Below are 22,571 nucleotides of genomic sequence, written 5' to 3' on the forward strand. Positions count from 1 at the left end.
CTTATTTTGGCTATAAAAAATTCCAGAATTTATGGAAGAAAGCGAATTGAAACATGGTGCTAGGTCTGAACACTATATTTTTCAGACATAAAAAAAGACGCCTAAGCGTCTTTTTTCATTTGAATCTTATCTTAGCGACGAAGACCTAAACGTTCAATCAGAGTCTGATAACGCTCGGCATTCTTACTTTTCAAATAATCAAGCAATTTACGACGTTGGCTTACCATGCGTAACAAACCACGACGTGAATGGTGATCTTTCTTATGCTTTGAAAAGTGGCCTTGTAATTTATTGATGTTGTTAGTCAATAAAGCAACTTGTACTTCAGGTGAACCTGTATCACCTTCTTTAACACCAAAATCAGCTAAAATCTTTGCACTTTCTACGTTAGTTAGTGACATATTTTTCTCCAATGTATGACCGGCGCTAACCGGAATATTTAAACAAACCTGCCAATCACTAATTCAGCAAGTCAAAAAGAGCGCGTATTATAGCGATGAAAACAAAGATAGCAAGGCCAACAAAGCAGTTTAAGCCATTACTTTAGGCGTTTTTAATTAATATTAACTAAAAGCCTGTAAGCATTAAAATTACAGTGTAATAAAGAGGTCTATTTGCAAAAAATTAGCAAACTTGTTGTATATTCAGATATTCCATAGGGTTTCAGTTATTAAAGGTATTGTTATGAAAAAAAGTGTTGCCACGATATTGCTGTGTTTAGTGAATTTTTTCGCTTTTGCACAGGAAGAACCCACACCTCTTCCACCTGTGGATGAAAAATACATGGGCGTACACCCCATGGTTTTGGTCAGTAACGGCTCTCGTATTTACGCCTCTGTAATGCCTACTTATGAAGAACCTCGAAATGTGCAGCTTATTTATGACCTCGATAACACTAATCTACCTTTATTAAATTTAGTGCGTGACGCTGATTTAGTGACCATAGTACCAAGCGCTTTTAACCTTGAGCATCTTATACGCGGCGAAAGACTTACTATCAATGCTGATGTTTATATGGGACATTTTCAACGAGGTGGAATGCTGACTTATAAAAATATCGAAATTCTATTAGATAGCCAACTGTATTTACGAAAACTTGAGGAACTAGAGCAATCACATATTAGGCAAAAATATGAAAGCGCTCTGTTGCCAAACAATCAACGTTTACTAGTGCATCAAATTCAAGCTGCACCTAGCTATGATCAAATTATTTTATTATTCGACGATGTAACTTGTATCACGGAATTTGTGAGTAAATCGGCAGTACCAAGCGCAAATGAAACTTATCGAAAACTTGGCTTTTGCGGCTCAATGAAGCCACTTTACTATGAATATCAAGACTTTGAGAAATAACGCTATACTCGTTGCGATTTCAAGATGATTAAATTTCGTGCAAACAGTTATTTGTTCAGACTATTACGTGAACTAAACGAAATTGCCCTACTCTATTAATATGACAAACTTGTGACAAAATGCGCTTGCTTTTCTGTCACTTTGCCCCAAGCTTGTAATTGAGTCACCAAAGAAAATTGTATTCATTTAAAGCAAAAGGAAAACCTATGAAAATAAAGCTTTCTGGTCACCATGTTGATATTACCGATGCCGTCAAACAATACGTTGACGAAAAGTTTTCCAAAATCGAAAGTCATTTTCCCACTCTTATTTCTCTAGACATTATCGTAGCAAAAGAGCATGGCGAGTATGAGGTTGAAATTCGCACTAATTATGAAGGCAGCAAAATATCTGCCTCTGGTAGTGACGCAATAATGTATCCCGCATTAGCAAAAGCAGCGAAAAAACTCGATGCAGCACTTAGTCACCGCAAAGGACACTTAAAAGGTAAGCTTCATCAAAAGCCTACTTGCACCACGCCTGAAATTGCTCACGAAATAATCCAAGGGATGGATCTGAGCTAATCATCTGCTGATCATTGGGTTAAGTAATTGCGTTGTTAGTAATTTACTTAGCCCCCTGTATCCTTAACCTGAGTGACAATCAAACTACCCTGCAGTACTCAGTTTGGCTAAGGTCTTCCATAGATCTAAGCCTGTCACTCCCAAGTTATGGTTCGCAAGTTTTACGATGCGACTTTCTCCCTTAGCATCAAAATTAATATCTTCTAAATTAAGTTGAATCAACTCGCCTGTTGCTAACTCGTTTTCCACGAGATGCTTAGGGATATAGCCCCAGCCACTGGCACTAAGTAACATTGATTTTTGTGCCCACAAATCGTTTGTGCGAACCTGTGATGGGGCCACATAGCCAAACAAGCCATCAAGGTCGAGATCAAACAACACGGTTTGGGGTTTTAATAGAGGCAAATGGTCGATTTCGCTAACAAAACGAGGCACCTGTTCCTTAAGTGGTAGTGCATTTTTATGAATAACCGTAATGATCTCAAATCGACTAAAAGGTAAGGTATCAAAATCAGCAAGTTCATAAAAACGGTCAATCCAAGGAGAGATAGCAATATCGCCCTTCCCCTCAATTAACCGCTTAATGGCACCTAAGTTACTTTCTGAACTTAGGTAAAATTCTGTTAAGGGAAAACGTTGCTGCACCTCACTGACCGCATTAAAAATAGGCAAGCTGTGACTAATAGTTTCGTACACTAGCTCAACTTTTCTCTCTAAGCCACTGGCTAAATGCACCGCGATAGCATCAATATGTACTTGTTGTTTAAGTAAAAATTCAAAATGTCGTAGTAACTTTTGACCTGCATCTGTCAAAGACAATCTATACTGTTCTCTATGCAATAGTTCCAGTTTTAATTCGTCTTGTAATCGTTTAAGTGCAATGGATATTGCGGGTTGTGTTTTGTGTAATACTTTAGCCGCAGCCGAAATGCTGCCTAGCTGCGCCACAGTGACAAACATCTTAATTTGCTCAAGTGTCATATAAATTTAATTTAAGTAATTGGTAAATCTAATTAAATATAATATAAATTCATATTACTTTATAGTAGGAATACTTATTTAAAGGAGTGGTGCCAGTGCGTCTTAACTTAGTTATTTTATCGATGATCTTTTCTACGGTTTTAATCAGTAGTTGTCAGGAGCAACCGAAAGAGGCGGCAGCACCGCAAGCCAAACTCGTCAAGGTTATTACATTGGTTGATGAAGGCTATGGTCAGTACCGTGATTTTCCAGCTATAGTGGAAGCCAGTGAGGACGCAATCTTAGCGTTTAGAGTAGCAGGGCAACTCAATAAACTGTTGGTCCTGCCTGGAGCGGAAGTCAAAGAAGGAGATGTTCTTGCCTCTCTTGACCCTACCGACTATCAGTTAGCCCTAGACAGTGCTCAAGCCAATTTTGATTTAGCATCGTCACAGTTTAAACGTTCAGAACAACTGCTGTCTCAACAACTTGTCTCTCGTGCAGGGTTTGATGAAGTGAAATCACAGCTTCAACTGACGCAGGCAGCGCTAAAGGTAGCGCAACAAAACTTAGCTTACACCAAGCTTATCGCCCCTTTTGATGGCCAAGTGGCCCAGCGCTTTGTGCAAAATTTCGAAAACATTACTGCTCAGCAGCCCATCGTGACCCTGCAAAAGATGCAGACGCTAGATATCGCTATTCAACTGCCAGAAGACTTTTTGTCGCATATTGATAAATCCACAAGATATCAACCCGAAGTGCATTTTGAAGCCAATAAAAGCGCCATCTTTCGCGCTAAATTAAAAGAATATGATACTGAAGCAAATGCAGCGACCAAAAGCTTTAAGGTGGTTTTTTCCATGCCAAGGCCAGAGGAGTTTAATGTGTTGCCCGGTATGTCGGCTACGGTCAAAGTTGAGCTTGATAAGGTCATGAAATCAAAAATAGACGGTTGGAAAATTCCAGCGTCTGCTTTTTTTGGGCAGAACCAAGACAAGCAAGAACTGAGCTATGTTTGGCGGGTCAATGAGCAAGACAAATTAGAAAAAGTGCAAGTCACGGTAAGCGGAATCACTGAGAGCGGCTTTACCGTGACATCTGGTTTACGTTTTGGTGATCGCATTGTCGCTGCAGGTGTGCAAATGCTTAACGAAGGTGACACCGTAAGAGTGTGGCAAAAAGAGCGAGGCTTGTAACATGGATTTCGCTCGCTATTTTATTAAAAATCGCACCACCAGTTGGATGGTGACATTGATACTGCTCATTGGTGGTATTATGGCTTTTTTGGAGATCGGCCGTTTAGAAGATCCTCAATTTACGATCAAACAAGCCATGATCATCACGTCTTATCCGGGCGCCTCTCCTACCCAAGTTGAAGAAGAGGTCACTTATCCCCTTGAGAATGCCATTCAAGAGTTACCCTACGTAAAAAATATCCGTTCATTTTCTAGTGCTGGACTGTCTCAAATATTAGTTGAGATGAAAAGCACTTATCGCAAGGATGACTTGAGAAAAATCTGGACAGAGCTGAGGCAAAAAATCAGTGATAAACGTTCGAGCATCGCACAAGGGGCCTATGAACCTATTGTGAAAGACGATTTTGCCGACGTGTATGGCATGATGTTGGCCATCTCAGGTAAAGGCTACCAGTACGATGACGTTCGCGACTACGTCAACTATCTGAAACGCGATCTAGTATTAGTGGATGGCGTGGGTAAAGTTATGTTGCAAGGTGAGCAAAAGGAACAAGTTGTAGTAGAAATCTCGCGTACAAAAATCGCTAACCTAGGGATTAGCCCTGACCATCTCAGCGCCTTATTATCGACTCAAAACCAAGTATCAAATGCAGGTAAAGTCAAAATAGGGAGTGAATATATTCGGTTTAATCCCACGGGCGAGTTTCAATCAGTAGATGAACTTAAAGATTTGATTATCAGCAGTACCGGTTCTAGCAAACTTATTCATTTAGGTGATGTAGCGACCATCTATCGCGATTATGCAGAGATTCCAACCAATCTTATTCGCTTTAATGGTCAAGAAGCCATGCTTTTAGGCATTTCATTTGCGGATGGGGTCAATGTGGTTGAGGTGGGGCACCGTATAGAAGCGCGTATTCAAGAACTTGATTACATGCGCCCAGTGGGTATGGAAACCAATTTTGTTTATAACCAACCGCAAGAAGTCGATAAATCTGTTCAAAGCTTTTTACTTAATTTAGTTGAAGCCATCGTCATCGTTGTTATCGTATTGCTGCTCTTTATGGGTTTACGTTCAGGTCTGCTAATTGGTCTTATATTGATGATAACGGTGCTCGGCACTTTTATTTTCATGCAGCAAATGGATATTACCCTCCAGCGCATATCACTTGGGGCGCTGATTATTGCACTGGGTATGTTAGTTGATAACGCTATCGTGGTAACCGAAGGCATACTCATTGGTTTACAACGTAAATTAACCGTAGCCCAGGGTGCCTCTGCTATTGTTAAGCAAAACAAATGGCCTCTTTTAGGTGCCACTGTGATTGCCATTATTGCCTTTGCCCCAATTGGTCTTTCAAGCGATGCAACAGGTGAATTTGCCGGTAGCTTGTTTTGGGTATTGCTGATTAGCTTATTACTGAGTTGGGTAACCGCTATTACTCTCACTCCCTTTTTCGCATCCCTTATGTTTACTGAAAAAGGCGAAGATGAGGAAGAAGAAGAGCTGTATCAAAGTATTATTTTTAAAGCGTTTGGTCGTTTATTAACTTTAGCCCTTGCTTGGCGTAAAACCACTGTCGTCGCTTTAGTCGCTTTATTTATCGGCTCTATCGTGAGTTTTGGACAGGTCAAACAATCATTTTTCCCCCCTTCAACAACCCCCATGTTTTTTGTTGATGTGTGGCACAAATCGGGTACTGACATTCGAGAAAATGCAAAGGTTATGGAAGAAATCGAGGCGCATTTGCTTAAAGAGCCCGGTGTAGAAGAAATAACCACAACGGTCGGCCAAGGCTTATTGCGCTTTTTACTAACCTATCAAACAGAAAAGCAATACAGCACCTATGCGCAAATGGCCATCAGAATGACTGATTTAGAAGCCTTGCAAGCAGGCTTACCTAAATTGCGAGACTATATGCAATCTGAGCACGGTGATGTGTTTTTTAAGATCAAGTTGATGGAAATTGGCCCCTCTACCGATGCTAAAATTGAAGCTCGCTTTTCAGGCCCCGACCCCGTCATATTGCGAGAGTTGTCAGAGCAAAGTAAAGCAATACTAAGAGCGGATAAAGGCGCACTTAATATTCGCGATGATTGGCGTCAAAAAACCTCTGTCATACGACCTCAATTTAATGAAGCCAGCGCACGTCGAGTTGGGGTCAGTAAAGCCGACTTAGACGATTTATTGTTAACTAGCTTTAGTGGTAAAACCATTGGGGTATATCGAGACGGTGTTAATTTGTTACCCATCGTTACTCGTCCACCTGCGACAGAACATTTAAGCGTAGAAAACTTGCAGAGCTTACAAATTTATAGCTCAGTCGCGGGTCAGTTTATTCCTGTCACTCAAGTAGTAAGCGGCTTTGATGTGGAATGGGAAGATCCCATCGTCGCCAGACGTGACCGCAAGCGCACCATCACTGTGATGGCCGATCATGATATTTTAGGTAGTGAAACCGCGGCAAATTTATTTGCGCGGATCCAAGCCCCCATCGAAGCAATCCCGTTACCTAAGGGTTATTCGTTAGAATGGGGGGGGGAACATGAGTCATCGACTGATGCCCAAAAAGCCTTATTTGGCTCTTTACCACTGGGCTATTTGATTATGTTTATCATTACCGTACTACTCTTTAACTCAGCCCGCATTGCAGGTGTTATCTGGGCTTGCGTGCCTTTAGCGTTGATTGGCGTGAGTTACGGATTACTCTTTAGCGGCTATGCATTTAGTTTCATGGCTTTGCTTGGTATGTTGAGCCTGTCTGGCATGATCATCAAAAATGGTATCGTTTTGGTAGAGCAAATCAAGTTTGAACTTGAGCAAGGTAAAGACGCCTACAACGCGTTATTTTTAGCCACCTTAAGCCGTGTAAGGCCGGTATGTATGGCAGCTATCACCACAATACTAGGTATGATCCCCCTGCTATTCGACGACTTTTTCGGTAGCATGGCTGTGGCAATCATGTGTGGACTGGGTTTTTCTACCTTCATTACCCTCGTATTTGTGCCAGTGCTGTATAGTTTGGTATTTAAAATTACTCCAGCAAAATCGTAAAGAAACGTTTTAGCCTAGCCCTTGGAGGCTGGGCTAAAACAGTTTTATTCAAGTAAAAAATTCCCCTGTTTTTCTAGCAAATCATTTTCAATATTCGTTCTGTCTTTTAGACGTACACCAGAATAATCTAAACGTTCAGACTCTTTAATTAACCACATCAAACGGCTTACCGCTGCTTGAATTTGTAGACCTTGAGGTCGAATGTTAGAGATACAGTTACGAGAAGCATCCGTTAAGCCAACTTTGGGCTTATAGGTGTAGTAGATGCCTAAACTGTCTGGAGAGCTCAAGCCTGGTCGCTCACCAATTAACAAGATAAGGAGTCGACTCCCTACTATTTCAGCTATTTCATCACCAACAGCTACTCTGGCTTGTTGAGCTAAACACACTGGGCTGTAACTCAAACCGGATTGTGTAAGGTGCTCAACTATAAGAGCCGTCACCTCAGCACTATGCTGCTGCACGGCTGTGGAAGACAGACCGTCAGCTACGACTATGGTGGCATCGTATACCAAGCCAGTCTGAATTTGTTTTTTTAGCATTGCTTGCGAAGCAAGGTTTAATTGTCGGCCTAAGTCAGGGCGTTGCAGGTAAACCTGCCGATCCGTTGCTTTACTGTGTAGGGTAATAGAGGGTAAGGCTGCTTCTGACAACTGTTGTTGGATATTTTCAAAATCGATTGGGATATTTACTGCGTCACGAGCTTGAGCATGGGCTAGCTGAAATGCCAATTGCGCTTGAGTCGTTTGACTAATACCTGTGCGGCCCAGGCCTATTCTTGCATCAGTATAGCGGCGCAAGCTGCCCCATGGATTATCAATCGCTATTGTTTGTTTGTCTGCATGATGGTTTTTCATGGCTTATAACCTTGCCTTTAAAAATGAAAAGCCCTCTGGTAAAGATCCATTACCGACTAATAGACCTCGCGTATCAGTAATCCCCATCTTCACCAACCAAGCAAGAAATTCTGGAGCAGGTTGTTTATGTAACGTTTGGCGCAGGTACAAGGCATCATGAAATGAGGTACTTTGATAATTTAACATGATGTCATCTGCACCTGGCACCCCCATAATAAAGTTAACACCAGCCACCCCCAATTGCGTAAGAAGACTGTCCATATCATCTTGATCCGCCTCAGCGTGGTTGGTGTAGCAAACATCACAACCCATTGGCAAGCCCAATAATTTGCCACAAAAATGATCTTCAAGCCCTGCTCGAATGATTTGTTTACCGTCGTACAAATATTCTGGTCCAATAAAACCGACCACAGTATTAACCAAAAGCGGATTAAACTTGCGCGCAACAGCATAGGCTCTGGCTTCACAGGTTTGCTGATCGATGCCATGATGAGCATTAGCAGACAAGGCACTTCCCTGCCCCGTTTCAAAATACATGACTTGGTTGCCGATAGTGCCGCGTTTTAACGACAATGCAGCTTGATGGGCTTCATGCAACATCGATAAGTCAATGCCAAAACTCATGTTAGCCGCTTGAGTACCCGCAATAGACTGAAAGACTAAATCCACTGGCACGCCCTTTTCAATCGCTTCAAGATGAGTGGAGACATGAGTCAACACACAGGATTGAGTTGGAATATCAAATCGTTGAATAACATCATCAACTAGGTGCATCAGACGTGTTACAGCCTGATAATTATCTGTGGCAGGATTGATACCAATTACAGCATCACCACTACCATATAATAATCCATCGAGTATGGAAGATGCGATACCGGCAGGATCATCCAATGGATGGTTAGGTTGCAAGCGAGTAGCCAAATTGCCGCGAAGCCCAAGTGTATTGCGAAACCGACTGATCACTTCTATTTTTTGCGACACCAAGATTAAATCTTGAATACGCATTATCTTTGAGACTGCCGCGACCATTTCAGGGCTTAGCCCACTGGATATCTGCTGCAAACTGCCTTGATTTGCCTCAGTAGATAAAAGCCAGTTACGAAAATCACCAACTGTCATATGGGAGACCATCGCAAAAGCCTGCGCATTGTGGCCATCAATGATCAAACGGCTTACCTCATCTTGCTCATAAGGAATAAGCAAATCTTCAAGAAAACGTTTCAAAGGTACATCAGCTAAACACATCTGAGCAGCGACACGCTCTGTGGCATTTTCTGCCGCCAAGCCTGCTAAACAATCACCTGAACGCAATGGACTTGCTTTGGCAAGTAAAGTTCGAAGATCAGGAAAAACATAGCGGGTTACACCAATATTGACTTGATAAGGCATGCTGGTCCTGCTTAATTCACTACTTTGAGCTTCATTTCTAAGCAAAAGGGCCATTGATGTCAACTGAGTAAACTGCTTCTCATTGATTTCAGGTTTAAATGAGGGATTAACAAGAGGGGTAAAACAGGTTTTTAGTCAAAAATAAAACAAACTACAGCGCGACGCTGTCGCACTGCGGTAGTATGACTAAACGGCTTCTCTGACAACAACTCGCTTAGGTTGCACTCTGTGCCCTTCTTCAAGCACTCCCACACCTAAGAAAAGCCGCGCAGTGGGTGAATAAACTCGTACCTCATCGCCAGGGTTTGCTGTGGTGTGAATATCACTTAATAAGCGTGCGGAGTTACCATTATTGTAATAAATCACTTGCTCAGGGCTAAGAGTAACCTCAGCTAAACACTTAACAGCGGTGTCCATTGGTAGCAATAGCGGGTCAAGTATGTCAGCTATCGGTAAACCTTGCTCTTTGGCTTTTGAAACACATGCATCGAGCTGTTCAAAGGTCAGCATTTTATCACTAGGATAATCGGTTACTTGTGAGCGATGTAATTTGCTAACAAAGGCACCACAGCCAAGTGCTTGGCCCATATCATCGACTAAAGAGCGGATATAGGTCCCTTTACTACAATGCACTGTCATATCAATTTCGTCGCCTTCAAAGCGCTCTACCACTAAACTATAAATAGTGATATCACGGGCTTCACGAGGAATATCAATACCTTGACGTGCGTAGGTGTAAAGCGGTTTACCTTGATGCTTTAAAGCAGAAAACATCGAAGGAACTTGTTTTATAGGGCCACGGAACAACTCACATACTTGGGCTAACTGTTCAGGAGTGACTGCAACCTCATTGGTTTCAACCACTTCACCAGCTGCATCAGACGTTGTTGTCCGTACCCCTAACTTAGCCGTCACTTGATAGGTTTTATCAGTATCGAGTAAAAACTGTGAAAACTTCGTTGCTTCGCCCAAGCATATTGGCAACATACCTGTGGCGAGAGGGTCAAGCGCCCCCGTGTGACCAGCCTTGGCAGCACCGAATGCCCATTTGACCTTTTGCATGGCTTGATTAGACGAGATATCCAGCGGTTTATTTAACAGTAAAATACCGTCGACCAACCTACCCTTACGTTTTCTGGCCAAGTGTTATTCCTCGCTTGGCTTATCAGATTCTTGTTCATCTGGCGTGCGGCCAGCTAAACGGGCACGTTCGGCATCTTTGTTGCGGGTTTCACTGACTAGGTTAGCAATTCGGATCCCTTCAGTTAATGAGCCATCGCGCAAAAACTTTAAGGCGGGAACCGCACGCATGCGCATACGACTAGCAAGTAAGGTCCGAATATAGCCTTTATTTTCTTGTAAAATGTTGAGGTATTCTTCCATCAATTCTTCATCATTTTCAAAAAAGGTCACGTAAATCTTGGTGTAGGCCAAATCACGAGATACTTCTACAGATGATACCGTCACCATGCCTAAGCGAGGATCGCGATTTTTAAATTCATTCTGCAATATGCTGGCGATTTCTTTGTGAATTTGCTGACCAACACGATCAGTGCGGGAAAATTCTCTTGCCATCTTAATGTCTCCTAACACCATTGAGGTGTTTAGTATGTTACTAAAACGGAGGCCTAAGCCTCCGTTTATATTTACTCTCGAACCAAAGCTAGTTTTTGAGAGTGACTATCTCATTATAGTTCGCGCTTAACTTCTACAATTTCAAAGACTTCGATCTGATCGCCAGCTCTAACATCGTTGTAGTTTTTCACGCCGATACCACATTCCATGCCGTTACGCACATCTTGTACATCGTCTTTAAAGCGACGTAATGACTCAAGCTCACCTTCATAAATAACCACGTTATCACGCAATACGCGAATTGGATTACTACGTTTAACCGAGCCTTCAATTACCATACAACCAGCAATTGCGCCCAATTTTGGAGACTTAAATACATCACGAACTTCAGCCAAACCGATAATTTGCTGTTTGAATTCAGGGGCTAACATACCCGTCATCGCAAACTTAACTTCATCGATTAGATTATAAATAATGCTGTAGTAACGTAAGTCAATTTCTTCAGCTTCAATGATACGACGAGCTGTAGCATCAGCACGAACGTTAAAGCCGATAACAATCGCACCTGAAGCATTCGCTAAACTCGCGTCTGTTTCAGTAATACCGCCTACTCCGCTACCGACAATATTCACTTTAACTTCATCAGTAGACAAACGCATCAACGACTCAGCGATTGCTTCAACAGAGCCTTGAACGTCAGCTTTAAGTACCACATTCAATTCACTAAACTTACCCGCTTCCATATTGGCAAACATGTTTTCCAATTTAGATTTTTGTTGCTTAGCCAGTTTAAGCTCACGCTGTTTCATATTACGTTTAGAGGCCACTTCACGCGCTTTTCGCTCGTCTTGCACGACTAAAGCTTCTTCTCCGGCAAGTGGAACTCCTGATAAACCTAGTACTTCAACCGGAGTAGAAGGACCAGCAACATTAACTTGTTTACCATTTTCATCACGCATTGCTTTAACGCGACCGTATTCAATACCACATAGTAAGATATCGCCGGCTTTTAATTGCCCGTGTTGAACAAGTACAGAAGCAACTGGGCCACGTCCTTTATCTAAACGAGATTCAATAACAATCCCTTTAGCTGGACCAAACGGTGCCGCTTTTAAATCTAACATTTCAGCTTGAACAATAATTGCGTCAAGTAAATCATCGATGCCCATACCCGTTTTAGCCGATACGTACAGGAATTGGTTTTCACCACCCCATTCTTCAGAGATAACTTCAAGTTGTGACAACTCTTGTTTTACTCTGTCAACATCAACCGAATCTTTGTCCATTTTGTTAACAGCAACGATTAACGGAACGCCCGCCGCTTTCGCATGCTGAATGGCTTCTTTGGTCTGTGGCATTACGCCATCGTCAGCAGCAACAACCAAGACAACGATATCAGTTGCTGTCGCACCACGAGCACGCATTGCAGTAAACGCGGCGTGGCCAGGGGTATCTAAAAATGCGATACGGCCTTTTTCAGTTTCAACACTGTAAGCACCGATGTGCTGGGTAATACCACCCGCTTCACCATCAGCCACTTTGGCACGACGGATATAATCCAGTAATGAGGTTTTACCATGGTCAACGTGACCCATAATAGTAACAACCGGCGCTCTTGTTTCTTCTGCGTGTTGTTCATTGTCAGCCAACAACTCGTCTTCAAGCGCGTTATCGTTAACTAATTCATACTTATGGCCCATTTCTTCAACCACTAATACCGCAGTTTCTTGATCAAGGACATGGTTAATCGTAACCATTTCACCCATTTTCATTAAGGTTTTAATGACTTCAGTGGCTTTAACAGCCATTTTACCCGCTAGTTCACTTACGGTAATACTTTCACCAATTCGCACACTTCGCTCCACTGGTTGAGCCGGTTTATTAAAAGCGTGTTTCAAATCAGAACCGGCATTTTTCTTAGACTTTTTACGTCGTTTAGAATTACGCTCAGATTTAATATCGTCAGCATCTTCTGCTTCTTGTGCATAACGATTTGAGTGCAAATGCACTTCTTCAGTTTCTTGCTTCTTACGTCGCTCTTCTTCTTCTTTCCAGCGACGAGAATTTTCTTCTGCTAATTTTTTAGCTTCTTCAGCAGCGCGTTTCGCATCTTCTTCAAGTTTACGTTGGGCTTCTTCTTCTTGCGCCTTACGGATTTTTTCTGCATCGGCACGTGCTTTATCTTGCTCAGCTTTTTCAGCAGGACTTAATGCCGACTCTTCTGCTTGTCGAGCTTCCGCTTCTTTTTTACTTTTCTCAGCACGAGCAATGCGTTCAGCATCGGCTTTCGCTTTGGCTTCTGCCGCTTTTTGCGCTTTTTCTTCTGCTTCTTTTTTAGCTTGCTCTGCCGCTTCTTGCTCAGCTTTTAGCTTAGCTTCTTGTTCAGCAGCTAAACGCTTTGCTTCTTCTTCTGCAAGCACTTGTTCTTCTAAGTCAGTACGTTTAACGTAGGTACGTTTTTTACGCACTTCTACGGTGACAGCTTTAGACTTACCAACACTCAAGGTGCTGGTGGTTTTACGTTGCAAAGTCATACGACTTGGTGCACCAGCCCCAAACCCACCATGTTGCTTACTTAAAAAATCAAGCAATTGGCGTTTTTCTTCTTCTGTTACATTTGCACCAGCGCTTTTTTGGATGCCTGCACTGTTAAACTGTGTAATTAATCGGTCTACCGAAGTGCCTATATCGGTGGCGAGTTTTTCTATGGATACGTCTGCCATAATGGTATTCCTCCTGGTGACCTATTCTTCATTAAACCAAACGATATTTCTGGCAGCCATAATTAGCTCACCGGCTTTTTCTTCGTTTAATTCTTCTATATCTGCTATCTCGTCAACACCCTGCTCGGCTAAACTTTCGAGATCGGTAATGCCGCGACTGGCAAGTAAATACGCTACGTGCCTGTCCATTCCGGCCAAGTTGAGTAGCTCTTCTTTTGGCTCTGCAGCTTCAAGGGTTTCTTCGTTCGCTAATGCTCGGGTGGTTAAGGTTGCACGCGCTCGACTGCGCAATTCTTCGACCATATCCTCGTCTAGACCTTCAATGTCTAATAATTCGTTGATAGGTACATAAGCAATTTCTTCTAAGGTGGTAAAACCTTCATCTACCAGAATGCTGGCAAAATCTTCATCGATGTCTAAACCTGCCGTAAAGACAGCCAGTACCTTGGCGTTTTCTTCCGCATGTTTAGCATTCAAATCCTCAACCGTCATAACGTTGAGTTCCCAGCCAGTCAATTGACTTGCTAAACGCACGTTCTGGCCACTACGACCAATAGCTTGCGCCAAGTTATCAGACTGCACAGCAACATCCATAGCGTGTCTGTCTTCATCTACTACAATTGATGCCACTTCTGCTGGGGCCATTGCATTGATAACGAATTGAGCGGGGTTGTCATCCCACAAAACGATATCAACACGCTCGCCGTTTAACTCACCTGATACGGCTTGTACACGTGATCCACGCATACCCACACACGCACCGACAGGGTCAAGGCGCTTATCATTGGTTTTAACGGCGATTTTTGCACGCGAACCCGGATCACGAGCTGCGGCTTTAATTTCTAGCGTTTCTTCGGCAATTTCTGGCACTTCAATACGGAACAATTCAACCAACATGTCAGGGTGCGTACGGCTGATAAACAACTGAGCGCCTCGTGCTTCTGGACGAATTACATACAATAAACCGCGTACACGGTCGCCTGGACGGAACGTTTCGCGAGGCAACATATCGTCACGATATATTACGCCTTCAGCATTGTTTCCTAGGTCAACCACGATATTATCGCGATTCACTTTTTTAACCGTGCCAGTCACTAACTCACCAACACGCTCTTCGTATTCTGCAATAACTTGATTACGCTCTGCTTCACGTACTTTTTGTACGATAACTTGCTTAGCCGTTTGGGTCGTAATTCGGTCAAAGGTAATTGACTCAATTTGTTCTTCAACAAAATCACCTAATTGAATTTCAGGCTCATCAATCTGAGCCGCAGAAATTGACATCTCTGCCATAGGGTTTTCTTGTTTATGATCGTCTTCAACCACTAACCAACGACGGAAAGTATCAAAATCTCCGGTGTCGCGATTGATATTGACGCGAACTTCGATATGGCCTTCATTTTTCTTTTTGGTAGCACTTGCGATAGCAAATTCTAACGCTTCGAAGATTTTTTCACGTGGTACTTGTTTTTCATTAGATACGGCTTCAGCCACTAATAGAATTTCTTTATTCATTGTTGCCTCACTGATTATGTTCTTACCAGAGCATGCCTTATCACCTGCTTATTTATAAGTAGGGACAAGGTTTCCTTTCTCAATATTCACAATAGCCAACACAAAGGTTTGGTTATCAACTTGTACGGTTAAATTGCCATTTTCACAGGCAAGAAGCTTACCTTTAAAATTACGTCTGTCGTTCAATGGCATCCGTAAACGCACTGACACGACTTCACCCACGCAACTTACATAATGCTGTTCTTTGAATAATGGACGATCCATGCCTGGTGATGACACTTCTAGGTTATATTCAACGCTGATTGGATCTTCTACATCTAATACCGCGCTGACCTGATGGCTCACATCAGCACAATTTTCTACCGTGATACCGTCTGGATGATCGATATAAACACGTAAAGTAGAATGTTTACCGGCACGAACAAATTCGATACCAACCAATTCGAAGTTTAATGCTTCAACTGGTGCGACTAACATGTCAGTTAATTTTTTTTCAAGCTGTGACAAATTTTTGCTCCAAAAACAAAAAAAGGGCTAATGCCCAGAGTATGTTTACAAATTACGACAAAACGGATAACAAAAAGCCCCTAACAAACGGGGCTATTTGGTTCTGGACCCTAATCCACTTATTTCACTAAAATGTAAAACAATGTGCATTTTAGGCAGTGGTTGCAGAAGTGTTAGGTCGTTGTATGTGAAGCGATTGCTACAGTAAAACTCGTTAATCTTCCGCCTTTTTGCGAAACGTTACTATCCAAATCAGAGGGAGCCCGTCTCAAAAGATGGCCGCATTATATAGAGTAAAACAGCTATTAGCAACTGCTGAAATAGGCAAAAGCCTTTTCTTAGGCAGGCTCTTTACGCTCTTAACGGTTTAACTTATTTAATAACACGGCGCGTAGTTTTCTGGCGCTATTTTCATCAATGGCATCTAGCATACCCCGAGCATGCGCCGGGATATGATCCTGCTCTGCGGGCCTAAAAACATAGTAGTCAAAAAGATGCCGCCACGCTTCTCGTTGCTCAAGGGGTAAAGATTTTATTGCCAACATAGCATGGTTTAGTGCATCACTTGGTACACCCACATAATTGGGCACTTGGCGCCACCAATAATTAACTAAAATATTAAAATCAGACAGCGCTTCTACGTGATGCCACCACATACTAGGGATAAAAATCCCATCGCCTGCTTCAAGTTCTGCAACCAATGCATGCTCTAGGGCCGTTTTGAACTTAGGAAAACGTATAAAATCTGGCTGATGAAAATCCACCAAGCTCGCCGGTTGCCCAGCGGGGGTAAAATCCAATGGTCCAATATAAAGATTATCCAACTGCTCAGGCCCAAATAAGGTAAAGCGTCGCTTACCTGCTGCCACGCACGCCACGTTATCAGTCACATCATAATGTGCGGCAATACGTGATTGATTACCGACCCAAATGCTCACTAAGGGTTTATCTGACAGTTGCGGTATATCGTTTTGAGCATCACGCAGACCAGGTAATATCTGATCAACCGATGTCGAACCGACATAAAGCCCTTTGCGCTGGCTTGGCTCATCTGCAATCAAAGCATCCAGCAAATCCCTGAAATTCATCTGCTGGCGGGCAAAATTAAAACCCGTTAAGTCTTCATTGTAAAAAAAACGCCCTTTTTCTTTGGCATCAGCAACCATGGCAAACACGGGTTTATCATTATAAAAGCGGCGTAGATAGTTGGCGGAATCTACAATCGAAGACTGACTGTGTTGCACTAAGGGCCATGCTTTAACTAACCCTTTTAGAATAACAGGTTCAGTCGCCCTTAATATGGATTCTGAAAGCGCCGAGTAATCCTCACAAACGATGCTTTTCACGGAGTCAAGGGCGCTAAACATCAGTTGATAATATTTGCTTATTTTTTAATTCAATTAAATGGGACATGGCTGCCATTGACGCCATTACCATATAGATATGCTGCATGTAGCCTCTTTGATAAAGACTGTACACGGCATCTGCGGCCAAGCTTGTAAGTTTTTCTTCATTAATGCTGTATAAACTACTCAATTCATTATTTGAGCCGTCTTGCAACTTCACCTTGATCGACACCGATTCTATCAGCTCATAGTGTAACAAGGTGTCTATAAAGGCTCTGGTTTCAGTATCGCCTTGATGTATAGCATTAAGGACAGAGCTCACTTGCTGTAAGTAGGGGCTTTGGCCGCCTTGCTCTAAAAACACCGCCTCACCTTCTGACTCACTTATTCGTGGACTATCCATGTCGATATGCACCACCGCCTTGGGCTCACCTTGCGTTTCTTGACTGCCAGGCTCAAAGCCAATTAAAAAAGGACGGCGCTGGATTGCCAGTGGAATGTAATTCGCATGCCACCCGTTATCATCTAAAAACAAGTTTTCTTCTACAGCAAAACCAAACAAAGCGATGGCTTCGAATTGGCCAGTTTCACTATTTTTACGAAACAATATCGGATAATCACCTTGGGCATGCCTAAACTCCGAGGTAAATAAACGGCTGTAACTGGTGGTATCACCAAAATTTGGATGATGGTGAGTCAGTACCCTTAAGTTTTTGTGAGTGATGTTATCGAGCTGTTGATGATTAGGCATGAAGTATCCAACTATTAATTATTGTGTTTAATCCGTACAAAAAACTAAATTTTTTGCAGACCAAATTGACGAATTTTATTGATTAGGTCTCTGTTTGTAGGCAAGCCTGCCAGTAATTTTTGCGCCATTTCGCTGTTTTTACGAAACTGCGTATCGGCCAACTGAGCGTTTTCGGACCGTCTTTGCGTTGCTCTTTTTTGTGTTTCAAAACCCATTCCATAGAGCACATATTGGTAACTAGCAGAGGGAAATATTTCATCTACTTGAGTAAAGTCTTGGTGCCAAGGTGATTCATGACGCCACAACGTTAAGAGTTCTTGCAATCCTTCAGGGATAGTTTCTGGACGGCAATTATCAATCCAATACTGACTATCTGTGCGCTTAGTTAATACGTAGTGCAGTTTTAAAAAATCAATGATCCTATCCCAGCGATACAGAAACTTTTCATTAAAACGTTTTGCTACGATATTCATCACACCGCGTGTTGCTGGTAATTGCTCGCTGATCATCGCTGCGGACAACTCAACCAACACTAAAGCTGATGCTTCTAAAGGCTCTAAAAATCCGGCCGCCAAGCCTACTGCTACACAATTATTTTTCCAAAACACCTGACGATGGCCAGGATTAATATCCAGTTGACGAATTTTTAGCTCGTCAGCAATATCAGGACGACTCAAGCGTAAATAGTCGCGCAACTCAACTTCGGCTTTTTCAACTGTGGTATGTTTACTCGAAAACACATGTCCCACACCACGACGTGATGGTAATCCGATATCCCAAATCCAACCGCTCGATTGGCCGGTAGAAATGGTATGTGAAGCAATGGCGCTTTGCTCATCAGGATAAGGCACATGACATGCTAGTGCGGTATCATTAAATAAAATATGCTTTTTACTGATAAAAGGCACATTGTAATGTTTACCAATAAGCAATGCGTGAAAGCCACTGCAATCGATAAATAAATCACCGCTAATATCGCCGCTTTGTTTGGTGCTCACCGACGCAATATCACCATTTTCATGGCTATTTACCCCAGTGACATGATCAAGAAAATGTTTAACACCTAATTTCTGTGTGCAATGTTTTTGCAGAAAATGCGAAAACTTACCCGCATCTAAATGATAAGCATAGTTGGCAACATGGGCATATTCGGGAGTAGTATTTTGCTTTGGCGCCAGGCCTCGTTCACATAAGTAACCTTGAAAACTGACCGCATCAGCAAAAGAGACTTTATCAGCGTGTTGTTGCCAAAACGGCACTAAATTTATATCGCTATAGCCTTGCGGCAAAACTAAAGGATGGTAATACGCGTCGTTTTCAGCGCCTGTTACCCACTTGGCAAATTTTGCCCCTTGCTTAAAAGAAGCATCACATTCGCGAAAAAATTCCGTTTCGCTGATCCCCATCTTTTTCAGTGTGCCTCGCATAGTCGGCCACGTCCCTTCGCCCACACCAACAGGATTAACATCGGGAGACTCAATCAATCTGACTTCTATACCCTGCTCGCTATTAGCTAAATGCTCTGCAGCAATCACGCCTGCGGTCAACCATCCCGCAGTACCGCCACCAATTATAGTAATGACGCGAATAGAATTATCGACCACGTGTACCACCCTCATTTGTACGTTTAGACAGCAATAAATACGACTCTAGGCGCTAAAAAGTTTGCTTAATATAGCACGCTTATTTAAAGTGAAAAGCCGCTAAATTAGCGGCTTTTCTACGTATATAGATACTAATTAAAAAGTATAACGCGCACCTAATGTATAACGTGGTCCATATTGGCGAGCAAACAAGAACTGCTCTTCATAACGACCATAACCTTGTTCAGTCTCGTTGGTAATGTTTAAACCTTCAAAGAACACGGTCAGATTATCATTCACGTCATAGTTCACACTCATGTCAGTTTGTGCATATTCTTTGCCAAACTGCGGTGGATTTTCTGCCGAACCTTGTTCTTGACCAACACCGATGAGGTAGTTGTCACGCCAGGCATAAGTGACTTTGACCGATAAACCGTCCTTCTCATAAAACAATTGGAAGTTCGCAGAATCACTCAAACCTTCAAGGGGAGATTGGCTCTCAAAACTGTCTACGTCAAATTTAACGTCACCGTCTACCAAGGTTGCGTTTACGCCCGCACCAAAGCCTGATTCACCAAAAAAGTGTTGTACGGCAAATTCTATTCCGTCTACCTTTTTAGTATCGCCATTAGTGGGTTGTGTAACTAACCACTCAACTAAAGGATCGTCATTGTTTTGGAATACGATAACGTTACCGGTTAGTTCATCAAATTCACCACCGCCATTGGCGATGATTTGCGTCCAGATATCACCATCAGCTGGTACAAAACTTTGATCCCCTGCAGCGTCTTTCAAGTCTTGAATCGCTGCCGTTGCACGAGGGCCTAATAAAGGATCGCGCAAACCGTCCACAGTAATAGTACTGGTGGTGCGGGTAATAAAGTTTTTCACACTTTTACGGAAATACCCCAACGATACATAGCTGGCTTCGCCGTAATAGTACTCGAATGTTAAATCTATATTTGACGATTCAAACGGTAATAAGCTGGGGTTACCCGAACTACCATTACGACTCCCCGGCTTTGGACTTCCAGATAGTGAACGTGAACCTAATAAGTCACCTAATGGAGCACGAGCGATAGTCTTACCTACCGAGAAACGTCCGTATAAATCTTCCATTAATTCAATTTTAAGATCTAAATTAGGCAAGGTAACGTTGTAATCACCGGTGCCCTCTAGGAAGTTTTGGTCTCCGGTTTTGTAACGTGTCTGCCACTCTGTGGGGTTTGACCATACGATGTAATCTTCTACGTTTTGCAATACGTTACTCACCACATCACTTTTTTCGTAGCGCAAGCCGACATTGACATCAACTGGCATATCGGCCAATTCAAAATACATGGATGCAGACACGTAAGCACTTGATGTTTTCTCTTCTACATCACTGGTGTTATACACACCAAAATCTGGATTGAGTGGGTCAAGTGGGAAGTTATCAAAATACGCTGCCATACGCGCAACGGCTTCAGCATAATCAAAACTGTAATAATAATTAGTACTTAAATTACTGCCTCCACCGGCAAGGGCATCTAGGAAATCCCCGGTGTCTTGACGGGTGAACATGCTGTCAGGAAAAACAGCCATGTTGCCGTTGTAGCCGTTTGGCCCAACGTTACCATTGTTTGCACTGTATCCACCGAAGGTTTGTTTAGTATGCGCCAAACCTACTTTTACATTAGTTAAGAAGCTATCATCAGGGTTAACCCATTCTGAGTGCAACTGTGCTTGCTTAACCGTTGACTCACCTTGTCCACGACCGAACTGGGCAAATAAGGGGTCAAAATCACCAGGTGCAGCTTCCGCCGCTCCATCAGGCCATGTCATCGTAAACTGTGGAACTTCACCAGAGGTGAAATCATAGGTTTTATCAACGATATTATTCGGAGCAAGAATTACATTACCAGCATGGCGACTACCTTTATCTGCGCCGTTATCTGAAGCATTACTGGAATCGTGGTAATCAAACTCAATATTGATATCGCTAGTTACTTGCCATTCAAAATTAAAACCGATGGACTCTGCCTCTACTAAGGTGGTGCTTCTATTGGCTGAATGAGCGAAATCGTTAGCGGTTTCAGTAAAGTTAACCGCGGTTCCATTTTCATCTAATTGGTAAGAGGTAATGTTACCGCCAAAGTTAAACCACACACCAAAGCCACGACCATCCACTGAGGTTTCCGCTTCAGAGCGCACGTAATCTAAAGTGAAGGTCATGTCGTCACGCGGGGCATATTGCAGTGTTAACTGACCGTTTAAACGTGAACGTTCCACATCATTAATATTGTAAGAAATTTGACGAGGAAAGTAGGTATGCCCTAATTTTTCGCCATCCGCATCGGTAGCCCGCAAATCTATTGCGTCATCACCTGTAGCATTGCCTAAACCTTGGTCGGCTTGCCAGCCAGGAATGTTAGCACTTTGTTGTTGAAAATCACGTTGCTGCATAGATAGCGACAAGGCAACGCCAAAGGTATTGTCGGCAAAGGTATTGCTGTACAAAGCAGCGATTTGTGGCGTGACCTCATCACCTTCAACCGTAGACGTATCATAAATGCCTTTACCAGATACGGAATATTTTAGGCCCGGCGAATTAAGGGGTTTTGCCGTAACAATGTTTACCGTTGCACCTAAACCACCGCTTGGGTTTTCAGCTCGTGCAGTTTTCACTACTTCTAAAGCACTGACGCCTTCTGAAGCTAAGTTTTCCAAACTGTAAGAACGCGTATATCCCGTTCCTGGCATTTGACGGCCGTTTAGGGTGACTAAGTTTTTGTCAGGACCAAAACCACGCACGGTTATTTGGCTACCTTCCCCATTTGAACGGCTTACAGTAACACCGGTAATGCGCTGCAACGATTCGGCTAAGTTAGTGTCAGGGAATTTACCCATGTCTTCAGCTGATATTGCGTCGACCACACCACTGGCTTCGCGTTTCATGTCCATGGAACGCGCTAAACTGCCGCGTATCCCTTTAACTTGGATCACTTCAACGTCATCTGCTGGCGCTTCTTCTTGCGCGAAAACCGGCATGGTCATCGCAGTACCTAACAACATCGTTATAGAAGCGGCTAGGCGTTTTTTATTAAATGTTTGTTGATTCATAATCGACCTACTCAATTGTTATCAATGTGCTATTAGTGTTAGCTGTATTCGTTTCTTGGCCATTTAGGGTGTATGGCGACCCGTCAGAGAGCCGCA

Annotated in this window: 17 protein-coding genes; 4 read left to right on the top strand and 13 right to left on the bottom strand. The window is 42.8% G+C overall.

What is annotated here, in order from left to right:
- Positions 1-131 precede the first annotated feature (131 nt).
- Positions 132-401 carry a 30S ribosomal protein S15 gene (rpsO, locus tag NWQ57_RS17555; RefSeq protein WP_306023472.1) on the bottom strand — a complete coding sequence of 90 codons (270 nt, stop codon included), beginning with the start codon at positions 399-401 and terminating at the stop codon, positions 132-134.
- Positions 402-684: 283 nt separating this feature from the next.
- Between rpsO and NWQ57_RS17560 the strand changes: the two genes are divergently transcribed.
- Positions 685-1,353, top strand: a complete 669-nt coding sequence (locus NWQ57_RS17560; RefSeq protein WP_306023473.1) for a hypothetical protein — start codon at positions 685-687, stop codon at positions 1,351-1,353.
- Positions 1,354-1,559: 206 nt separating this feature from the next.
- The gene (hpf, locus tag NWQ57_RS17565) at positions 1,560-1,916 is read left to right on the top strand and encodes a ribosome hibernation-promoting factor, HPF/YfiA family (protein WP_306023474.1); all 357 of its coding nucleotides are present in this window, start codon (positions 1,560-1,562) and stop codon (positions 1,914-1,916) included.
- A gap of 84 nt (positions 1,917-2,000) precedes the next feature.
- Here hpf and NWQ57_RS17570 read toward each other — a convergent pair whose 3' ends face one another.
- Positions 2,001-2,897 (bottom strand): LysR family transcriptional regulator, encoded by an 897-nt coding sequence (locus NWQ57_RS17570; RefSeq protein ID WP_306023475.1) that lies wholly within the window; start codon positions 2,895-2,897, stop codon positions 2,001-2,003.
- Between the two features lie 95 nt (positions 2,898-2,992).
- Between NWQ57_RS17570 and NWQ57_RS17575 the strand changes: the two genes are divergently transcribed.
- Positions 2,993-4,072: an efflux RND transporter periplasmic adaptor subunit gene (locus NWQ57_RS17575; RefSeq protein ID WP_306023476.1), complete on the top strand. Its 1,080-nt coding sequence runs from the start codon at positions 2,993-2,995 to the stop codon at positions 4,070-4,072.
- A gap of 1 nt (position 4,073) precedes the next feature.
- A complete protein-coding gene (locus tag NWQ57_RS17580) occupies positions 4,074-7,127 on the top strand; it encodes an efflux RND transporter permease subunit (RefSeq protein WP_306023477.1) in 3,054 nt (1,017 codons plus the stop codon).
- A 44-nt stretch (positions 7,128-7,171) separates the two neighbouring features.
- On the opposite strand, the gene eutC is transcribed toward NWQ57_RS17580, so the two are convergent.
- The 11 genes from eutC to NWQ57_RS17635 form a co-directional block, all read right to left on the bottom strand.
- A complete protein-coding gene (eutC, locus tag NWQ57_RS17585; protein WP_306023478.1) occupies positions 7,172-7,984 on the bottom strand; it encodes an ethanolamine ammonia-lyase subunit EutC in 813 nt (270 codons plus the stop codon).
- Between the two features lie 3 nt (positions 7,985-7,987).
- On the bottom strand, positions 7,988-9,373 hold the full coding sequence (locus NWQ57_RS17590) for an ethanolamine ammonia-lyase subunit EutB (protein ID WP_306023479.1): 1,386 nt from the start codon (positions 9,371-9,373) through the stop codon (positions 7,988-7,990).
- A gap of 186 nt (positions 9,374-9,559) precedes the next feature.
- Positions 9,560-10,516 carry a tRNA pseudouridine(55) synthase TruB gene (truB, locus tag NWQ57_RS17595; protein ID WP_306023480.1) on the bottom strand — a complete coding sequence of 319 codons (957 nt, stop codon included), beginning with the start codon at positions 10,514-10,516 and terminating at the stop codon, positions 9,560-9,562.
- A gap of 3 nt (positions 10,517-10,519) precedes the next feature.
- The gene (rbfA, locus tag NWQ57_RS17600; protein WP_306023481.1) at positions 10,520-10,948 is read right to left on the bottom strand and encodes a 30S ribosome-binding factor RbfA; all 429 of its coding nucleotides are present in this window, start codon (positions 10,946-10,948) and stop codon (positions 10,520-10,522) included.
- Between the two features lie 113 nt (positions 10,949-11,061).
- Positions 11,062-13,671 carry a translation initiation factor IF-2 gene (infB, locus tag NWQ57_RS17605; protein ID WP_306023482.1) on the bottom strand — a complete coding sequence of 870 codons (2,610 nt, stop codon included), beginning with the start codon at positions 13,669-13,671 and terminating at the stop codon, positions 11,062-11,064.
- A 21-nt stretch (positions 13,672-13,692) separates the two neighbouring features.
- Complete coding sequence (nusA, locus tag NWQ57_RS17610) at positions 13,693-15,186, bottom strand: transcription termination factor NusA (protein ID WP_306023483.1); 1,494 nt, start codon at positions 15,184-15,186, stop codon at positions 13,693-13,695.
- Positions 15,187-15,234: 48 nt separating this feature from the next.
- A complete protein-coding gene (gene rimP, locus NWQ57_RS17615; RefSeq protein WP_306023484.1) occupies positions 15,235-15,693 on the bottom strand; it encodes a ribosome maturation factor RimP in 459 nt (152 codons plus the stop codon).
- A gap of 359 nt (positions 15,694-16,052) precedes the next feature.
- Positions 16,053-17,039 (bottom strand): cupin-like domain-containing protein, encoded by a 987-nt coding sequence (locus tag NWQ57_RS17620; protein WP_306023485.1) that lies wholly within the window; start codon positions 17,037-17,039, stop codon positions 16,053-16,055.
- A 13-nt stretch (positions 17,040-17,052) separates the two neighbouring features.
- A complete protein-coding gene (locus tag NWQ57_RS17625; protein WP_306023486.1) occupies positions 17,053-17,790 on the bottom strand; it encodes a SapC family protein in 738 nt (245 codons plus the stop codon).
- A 44-nt stretch (positions 17,791-17,834) separates the two neighbouring features.
- Positions 17,835-19,394, bottom strand: coding sequence for a tryptophan halogenase family protein (locus NWQ57_RS17630; RefSeq protein WP_306023487.1), 1,560 nt, complete (start codon positions 19,392-19,394; stop codon positions 17,835-17,837).
- A 135-nt stretch (positions 19,395-19,529) separates the two neighbouring features.
- Positions 19,530-22,475: a TonB-dependent receptor gene (locus tag NWQ57_RS17635; protein ID WP_306023488.1), complete on the bottom strand. Its 2,946-nt coding sequence runs from the start codon at positions 22,473-22,475 to the stop codon at positions 19,530-19,532.
- Positions 22,476-22,571: the final 96 nt, after the last annotated feature.

Origin of the sequence: Paraglaciecola sp. (assembly GCF_030730205.1) — a bacterium.
In the GTDB taxonomy this organism is placed as follows: Bacteria; Pseudomonadota; Gammaproteobacteria; order Enterobacterales; family Alteromonadaceae; genus Paraglaciecola.

Coding starts and splice junctions, on each gene's coding strand:
- rpsO (WP_306023472.1), bottom strand. CDS start 401: ATGTCACTAACTAACGTAGAAAGTGCAAAGATTTTAGCTGATTTTGGT.
- NWQ57_RS17560 (WP_306023473.1), top strand. CDS start 685: ATGAAAAAAAGTGTTGCCACGATATTGCTGTGTTTAGTGAATTTTTTC.
- hpf (WP_306023474.1), top strand. CDS start 1,560: ATGAAAATAAAGCTTTCTGGTCACCATGTTGATATTACCGATGCCGTC.
- NWQ57_RS17570 (WP_306023475.1), bottom strand. CDS start 2,897: ATGACACTTGAGCAAATTAAGATGTTTGTCACTGTGGCGCAGCTAGGC.
- NWQ57_RS17580 (WP_306023477.1), top strand. CDS start 4,074: ATGGATTTCGCTCGCTATTTTATTAAAAATCGCACCACCAGTTGGATG.
- eutC (WP_306023478.1), bottom strand. CDS start 7,984: ATGAAAAACCATCATGCAGACAAACAAACAATAGCGATTGATAATCCA.
- NWQ57_RS17590 (WP_306023479.1), bottom strand. CDS start 9,373: ATGCCTTATCAAGTCAATATTGGTGTAACCCGCTATGTTTTTCCTGAT.
- rbfA (WP_306023481.1), bottom strand. CDS start 10,948: ATGGCAAGAGAATTTTCCCGCACTGATCGTGTTGGTCAGCAAATTCAC.
- infB (WP_306023482.1), bottom strand. CDS start 13,671: ATGGCAGACGTATCCATAGAAAAACTCGCCACCGATATAGGCACTTCG.
- nusA (WP_306023483.1), bottom strand. CDS start 15,186: ATGAATAAAGAAATTCTATTAGTGGCTGAAGCCGTATCTAATGAAAAA.
- NWQ57_RS17625 (WP_306023486.1), bottom strand. CDS start 17,790: ATGCCTAATCATCAACAGCTCGATAACATCACTCACAAAAACTTAAGG.
- NWQ57_RS17635 (WP_306023488.1), bottom strand. CDS start 22,475: ATGAATCAACAAACATTTAATAAAAAACGCCTAGCCGCTTCTATAACG.